Origin of the sequence: Anaerophaga thermohalophila str. Valhall (assembly GCF_000250735.1) — a bacterium.
Taxonomy (GTDB): domain Bacteria; phylum Bacteroidota; class Bacteroidia; order Bacteroidales; family Marinilabiliaceae; genus Anaerophaga; species Anaerophaga thermohalophila_A.
Genome location: NZ_AHZV01000248.1, coordinates 1 through 7,266, shown reverse-complemented (window position 1 = coordinate 7,266; position 7,266 = coordinate 1). Strand labels below are relative to the sequence as shown.

Annotated in this window: 5 protein-coding genes; 3 read left to right on the top strand and 2 right to left on the bottom strand. The window is 39.1% G+C overall.

What is annotated here, in order from left to right:
- Window positions 1-284 precede the first annotated feature (284 nt).
- Together OQ5_RS0113260 and OQ5_RS0113250 are read left to right on the top strand one after the other, a co-directional pair.
- Window positions 285-1,082, top strand: coding sequence for an O-methyltransferase (locus tag OQ5_RS0113260; RefSeq protein WP_016777952.1), 798 nt, complete (start codon window positions 285-287; stop codon window positions 1,080-1,082).
- Window positions 1,083-1,907: 825 nt separating this feature from the next.
- Window positions 1,908-2,612: an ABC transporter ATP-binding protein gene (locus OQ5_RS0113250; protein WP_016777950.1), complete on the top strand. Its 705-nt coding sequence runs from the start codon at window positions 1,908-1,910 to the stop codon at window positions 2,610-2,612.
- Between the two features lie 32 nt (window positions 2,613-2,644).
- Here the strand turns inward: OQ5_RS0113250 and OQ5_RS0113245 are convergent, their stop codons facing one another.
- Window positions 2,645-3,586: a lysine exporter LysO family protein gene (locus OQ5_RS0113245; protein WP_016777949.1), complete on the bottom strand. Its 942-nt coding sequence runs from the start codon at window positions 3,584-3,586 to the stop codon at window positions 2,645-2,647.
- A gap of 92 nt (window positions 3,587-3,678) precedes the next feature.
- Window positions 3,679-5,388 (bottom strand): alanine/glycine:cation symporter family protein, encoded by a 1,710-nt coding sequence (locus tag OQ5_RS0113240; protein ID WP_044107871.1) that lies wholly within the window; start codon window positions 5,386-5,388, stop codon window positions 3,679-3,681.
- Between the two features lie 1,070 nt (window positions 5,389-6,458).
- Between OQ5_RS0113240 and OQ5_RS0113230 the strand changes: the two genes are divergently transcribed.
- Entirely contained in the window at window positions 6,459-7,220 is a 762-nt protein-coding gene (locus OQ5_RS0113230) for a porin family protein (RefSeq protein WP_082179588.1), read from the top strand.
- Window positions 7,221-7,266: the final 46 nt, after the last annotated feature.

Genomic DNA, 7,266 nt, shown 5'->3' with positions numbered 1-7,266 from the left:
AGTAGTGATATTTATTGATAAAAACTTTTGCAGAAGTCAGGTCAACCCCGATTTAGGAAATCACTCATTTGGGTGAAGCATGAGACCAAATGAGATGATTTACTATATCGAAACCGCAAGGAATTCATCACAATTTTAAACAATTACTTGCGGATTTTAGGTGAGAGAGTTGCGAAGTCCGAAAATACGGAGTTTATTCATCGTAAATGAGTAATTTTCGGACGAGCGTAACACAGTAAATGGCACTTTATGGAAAGACACTAAATAAATAACAAAACTAGAAATTGAACACGCATATTCTTATTTTCAGGATTCGTTCTTATTTGAAATATTTTCTTTTTGCAAGGCATCGCAAGGGATATGGCATTCATTCACCCTTTGTATTCTTTCTGGTTAGAGAATTGGCGGGGGAGAAATATCCGTTTTATGCTTTTAAAAGAGTTGATGCTGCCCGAAGGATGCTATTAAAAAACAGCACGGTTATTGAAACCCATACACTTGGTGCCCCATCTGTATCGAATAAACAGCAGAAGAAAATAAAACAACTGGTTTCGGAAGGAAGCCTCCCCCCTAAATTCGGGAAAATACTTTTCAGGTTGATCAACCATTTCGGCGCACGCAATATACTGGAATTGGGTACTGGCACCGGACTTAGTACACTTTGGTTAGCGCTGCCTGACTCACGTTCCGGTGTAATTACCATTGAAGGTAACGCCCATCTGTATGAGATTGCAAAACAATTATTTGAAATTGTTGAGGTGCCAAACATCCGCGTTTGGAAAGGCTCTTTTGCAGAACTTTTACCAGAGGCCTTAGACCAGCTTGCCCGGCTTGATTTTGTCTTCTTTGATGGCGATCACCGCAAGAATAGTGTGCTTGGGTATTTTAAAATATGTCTGAAAAAAGTGCACAATGATACAATTTTTGTGTTTGATGATATCCATTGGAGTAGAGAGATGGAAGAGGCATGGCATATTATTTCAGGTCATCCCCGGGTTACGGTCTCACTCGACTTTTACAGGATAGGTATTGTTTTTTTCAGAAAAGAATGTACCAAACAGCATTACGTTGTCCGACTTTAATTTTATTGGGGCATTGTTGGACGAGCATAACACAGCAAATGGTACTTTATTGACAGACACTATTTAGAACTCGTCTATAAAGTAGGAAAAGTTTCCTACTTATCATGTTTCCGTTCAGAAAGTGTCATTTACAAGGCTTGCGAAGTCCGAAAATACGGAGTTTACTCATCGTAAATGAGTAATTTTCGGACGAGTGTAACACAGTAAATGGCACTTTATGGACGGAAACTATTTAAACCAAAAGGAGAGGTATACATCTAAGAAAAAAGATTCAACCATCCGGGAGCCGATACTCATGTGGAAATTATATCCTATAAACATTTGACGGCCTTCGGGGGTCATGTTTACAATCCGGGGAGAACGGAGCATGGCAAAGGTTGCCCTGGCAGATCGTTGGATTTTTTGATTTAAGCAACTTATAGGCAGAAGGCAGAAGTATGGGCATGGGGCTGAGGGCATGGAGCATGGGGTAATGGTAGAAAGGTGAGAAGGCAGAAGGGCAGGATGGTATCCTGAAGTACAGATTGTTAGGACTGTTAGCTTGTTAGGATTGTTAGGACTGTTAGGACTGTTAGATTGTTAGGATTGTTAGAAAATGTAATAAAACATCATATTACACTCTAACAATAATCAACAACATTAACAACATTAACAACATCAACAACTTAACAATTGAAAGTTTTGCATACAAGTTCCATCAGGCCAATAACTTAAGCAAATTTTATGCTGATGAAACGATCATGACAAGGTTTGTCACAAGAGAACATGTATAAACCCAATCATGCGAGTTCTATCAGACCAATAACTTAGACTAATTTTATACTGATGAACAGAAATGTAATCTTAATAGAAGAACTTCACAAACATTATCATCTTGGAAATCAGGCTGTTAAAGCACTGAATGGAGTAACTCTGTCGATTAATAAAGGCGAATATGTTGCTATTATGGGCCCTTCGGGTTCGGGAAAATCTACATTGATGAATTTGATTGGAGCACTCGACACACCATCGATGGGGCGGTATGTTTTGAACGGAACCGATGTAAGCCATTTGAGTGATGATGAATTGGCTGAAATACGAAATCGTGAAATTGGCTTTGTTTTTCAGACCTTTAATTTGCTGCCACGTTATTCTGCTCTCGAAAACGTTATTTTACCCTTAATTTATGGGGGTGTTCCAAGGGAAGAACGGTATAAAAGAGGTGAAGAAACGCTCCGAAACGTTGGTCTTGCCGACCGTATGCTTCATAAGCCTAATGAATTATCGGGAGGACAAAGACAACGAGTGGCCGTGGCACGTGCTTTGGTAAATCATCCGTCTCTGATTCTGGCCGATGAACCAACCGGAAATCTCGATTCAAAGACTTCTGTCGATATAATGCGGCTGTTCGATCGGATTCATGCCGAGGGGAATACCATTGTACTGGTAACTCACGAAGAAGATATTGCTATGCATGCCCAGCGTATAGTTCGCTTGCGTGATGGTGTCGTGGAGAGCGATGTAATGAATGAAGAAAAGGTACAGGCCTGATAGATAAAAGCCGTGTGGAGCTGGAATTGTGATTAATTCCCCAATAGCAATGGTACCAGCACAGGAACAAGCATTGATAGCACGATGCCGCTGAAAATGCTTATGACTGCAAATTCTTTTCCTGTTGCTTTTACGATTACCGGCAGAGTGGTATCCATAGCAGTAGCTCCACCCGACACAATTGCACCGAGTTTTCCGAACCACCTGACGAGCCAGGGAGCTGCCACCAGCGTAAAAACTTCGCGGAAGATGTTGGCCAGTAATGCAATAACCCCCATTTCATTTCCGCTTATTTTTCCGATTATAATTGCCGAGAGTGAATAATATCCGAATCCTGCACCGATTGCCATACCGTTAGTCGCATTAATATCAGGTGTCAGAAATGAAATCAACATACTTCCTGCAATACTTCCAACGACTACTACAACAGGAACAATCAAAATATGGAGCCTGGTGCTTCGCAATATTTCCAGTGCCCTGGGGTCACTGCCTATTCCTGAGCCTACCAGTATCATCATAATGTATAAGATGACTGTGGATACTGTATTGTTTCCCCAATATGCCGGTACCAGCTTATTCAAAGCGATGGTTATTCCCAGAATGAAAAATAATAATATCCAGATACTCTGGTTTCTCAGAATTAATTTTATTGAGATTACTCTTTCGGTACCCCTGTCAGGTTTTCTATTCTTATTTGCATCATTGGTGAAAAACGAAGACACCATGGCCGCAAGTAACAAACTTCCTAAAATTGCCCCACCACTCAGAGCGATTGCTTTCCAGCCTAATGATGAAATATTGTTTACAACTCTTGTATCAGACCCGACCGAAATGCCAAGAAAAAACAATAGTGCGAAAACAACTATACTTACAAGCTTTTCGTTAAGCGTGATGAATTTTTTATTGCCTCTGAAAAATGAACCTGCAACAATTCCTGCAACAAATAAGCCAATAACAATAAACGAAATGAGCATGGTAAAAATCTTTACGAAAGAAGATGTATAAGAATAATCATGCGAGTTCTCCTGGAAAATCGGGGCAGCCTGTCCGGCATGAATAACACGTTTTATCTTTTGGGGGCTTTTTCATTCGGAAAGCTTTTCCGGTACTCGTCCCAGAAACTACCGATTTCGGCTTTTACTTCACGGTGAAGTATCAGGAGACCGAGCAGGTTGGGAATGGTCATAAGAGCGATGGTAATTCCAGAAAAAATCCATACAATTGTGGTATCTGTGAAAGAAGCAAGGAAAAAGCCTATGATATAAATTATTTTATACCAGATGACTCCCTTAATCCCAAAAAGGAATGTAACAGCCCGTCCGCCATAATATGACCACGCAATGGCAGTTGAAAAGGCGAAGAGCAAAAGTCCTATTGAAACGATATATTTCCCGTATTCGCCGAACCAGCTTTTTGAAAAAGCTACGGTTGTCAGCGGAGCACTGTGGAGGAGCGATTTTCCGTAAACAACATATTTTTCGGGCTCGGTCAGTTGTCCGTTTCTTACTTTGGCTTTTCCGGTAAAAAGAGTGCCATCCTGATTCCTGAAAGATACATCTTCGGCTACTGAGCGCGCATGGATAATGGTTATGTCATCCGCAATTTTCCCGTTCTCTATCTGAACGTCTCCGTCATACCGGGGCAGGAGGTCTTTGCCTTTTATATGTAGCTTCAATGCATTCTCATTCGTGTTTTCCTTGTATTCTCCGGCTAAAATTTCCATGTCAGTCATCTGGAATTTATTTTCGTATTTTTCGCTCCAGGCTCCCGATGCAAGCAGTGTTAGCCCTGTCAACATGCAGATAATTACTGTGTCAATGAATGGTTCGAGGAGAGCAACCAGTCCTTCCGAGACCGGTTCGTGTGCTCTTGCAGCCGAATGAGCAATGGGTGCCGAACCCTGGCCGGCTTCATTCGAAAACAATCCCCTGTTAACTCCCCTGTTGAAAGCAAAAGCTACCGATGCGCCAAGAAAACCGCCTGTAGCTGCACTTCCGCTAAATACACCGGTGGCAATGGCCTCGAGAGATGGGATTATATTCTCGTAATTGTAAATAATAACCATCAGAGCACCAATAAAATAAACCACAGCCATAAAAGGAACCAGTGTTTGGGTAACCCGCGCAATCCGCTTAATTCCGCCAACTATAACGAATGCAAGAAATATGCTCAATATGGCACCGGTTATAATATGCGGAATTTCAAATGTTTCGAAAAGAGAGTTGGATATGCTGTTGATCTGGGGCAGATTACCGGTGCCAAAGGAGGAGAATATCGTAGCGATGGCAAATACAACAGCCATGAAACTGCCCGTTTTTATTATTTTTCCTGAAGGCAGCTTAATGTTTAATCGCTTTTTCATGTAGTACATCGGGCCACCGCTTATTGAACCGTCAGATGCTTTTTCCCGGTATTTATGAGAAAGCGTTACTTCAACAAATTTAGTGGTCATTCCGATTAATGCTGTGACCAGCATCCAGAAAAGAGCTGCCGGGCCTCCAAGGTGTAACGCAAGAGCAACTCCTGCAATATTGCCCGTGCCCACTGTTCCCGAAAGCGCTGTGGTAAGCGCTTGAAAATGGCTGGTGTCTCCTTCGTCTCCTTCCCGGTCAAACTTTCCCCTGACAATCTTAAGTGCATATTTGAAATATCTGATTTGCGGAAAGTAAAGGTAAAGCGTGAAAAAGATACCCGTCCCTAAAAGCAGGTAAACAAACCATTGTGAACCTCCGATTGACATATCTATGGAGGTAAGGAGTTCTGTGAATTCTTGCATGACTGTGCCGGCAATTGGTTGTTGGATAAATGAGTGCGGTATAAAAAGCATATTTTTGTCAAAATCAAGGCGTTTTAAATTTTTGTACCGGAGTTAAATCGTTGTTATTGAGGATGCAAAAATTTAAAACAACACAGAGTTTGGCAACAAAGATGCTTTTTAGACCGGGCTCATAAATACAAATATAATAATATGCAGGTAATACGACTTAAGATAACTATGATATGGCAGAAAAAATGCGAAAATTATATTCTGGAAATTTTTCTTTCGTTGTCTGAGGTCAACGATTCAGAAAAAAAGTCCCGTGGTTCAGAAAATCTTGTGTTGAAAAATTTTATTTTTTGGTCAGATAAACTATTTTTACACATCTTAACATTGTGAATTGTTTTTTATTTTTTCTTCATAGGGTTCAATCTTTAACAGAAAATGTTTCGAATACTGCTTGTTTTTCATTGTCTTCAGGTTTAGTTTAATGCTGTTAAATAAATGTTCTAAGCAAATTGATGAATAATGGATTAGAATTTTTATGTGTTCAAAATCAAAAAGTCAGGAACAAGTCCATAACTGAAACTTTGTGCGGCGATTAATTCAATTGTCGTTTAAAAAATAACAAAAATATCGGGACCTGTATGCCCTATGATGTGGTTGAAGCGTTTTTTTGTTGCAAATAAAATACTGTATATTCTTTTGACAAAAGACATTTGAATTCCATGGTTCCGACTGGTGAGAAAATGGATGGAGCAATTAAATGAGTCCTGTTTATTCAGAATGAGTTCCATTAGATCAATAACTTAATAAATTATATGCTGATGAAATGGATTTGGTTCAACAACAGTGAGATTTTACTTTAAGATGATCATGGAATAATTATATTATCTTATATATTTTGTAATTAATTATTTTATTATATTTTTTTGCTATTTAATCCCTGATATAAAGTAAATCGTCAAAAAAAAGTATTATTGAAAAATTTTATTTAACTAATTATTTTAATTTTGTAGAAAATTAAGATTTGAATTTTAATTAGTTTTCTGTGTGATAAATTATATATAGTAATTATTAACTGTTTTATGATGAAGAAATTAAAAAAGCTAATCACCCTGTGGAAAAGCATTTTTCCCCTTGTATTATTTATGGTCAGTTGTTACGGGCACAATGTGTCGGCTCAGGTCAATTCAGAGGATCAGAGTTCATTAGGTACTGCCACCCGCAATGTGGCAAAAAAGTCAATTAACATTGGGTTTAGGTTTGGTACAACCATCAGTGAGTTTACGGATCAGCAACCATATACCAACATTGCTCAAGGATTTATTGCTGGTGCATTAGTGCGTTATAACTTTTCGAAATCATTCGCTCTTCAGTTGGAAACGGATTATTCACAAAGAGGCGGCAGGCTTACGAATTTTAATTTATCAGGGTTCTTGAAAGCAGAAAATCAATATTTGCGAATGCATAATCTGGAAATTCCCCTTTTTGCACAATATTCCGTTCCCCTTGGTGGCGCTGATCTTAAATTAAATGCCGGTCCGGCAATTGGCTTCAATCTTCACAGCGGGACTGTCTTTGAAGGCACTATGTTCGGTGAAACCAGTTTTCACACATATACGGGAGAAGCGAATGTTTCGTCGAGTATTAATAGTTATGAAATTTCGGCGATAGGTGGAATCGGTTTTGAATTTGATATCAGCGATACATTATTCTTATTCGTTGATGCAAGATATAAATATGGAGTGACACCGGTTTACGAGGGATATAGTTATGTGTTGTTGGAAAAAATTCAGGGTGATTTGAAAAATCATTCAATGTCATTCAGTATAGGCTTTGGGTTTTAGAAAAAATCAAATAACTAATTGTGTTTATTTTAAATTCTATGATTAT

Coding starts and splice junctions, on each gene's coding strand:
- OQ5_RS0113250 (WP_016777950.1), top strand. CDS start 1,908: ATGAACAGAAATGTAATCTTAATAGAAGAACTTCACAAACATTATCAT.
- OQ5_RS0113245 (WP_016777949.1), bottom strand. CDS start 3,586: ATGCTCATTTCGTTTATTGTTATTGGCTTATTTGTTGCAGGAATTGTT.
- OQ5_RS0113240 (WP_044107871.1), bottom strand. CDS start 5,388: ATGCAAGAATTCACAGAACTCCTTACCTCCATAGATATGTCAATCGGA.
- OQ5_RS0113230 (WP_082179588.1), top strand. CDS start 6,459: ATGATGAAGAAATTAAAAAAGCTAATCACCCTGTGGAAAAGCATTTTT.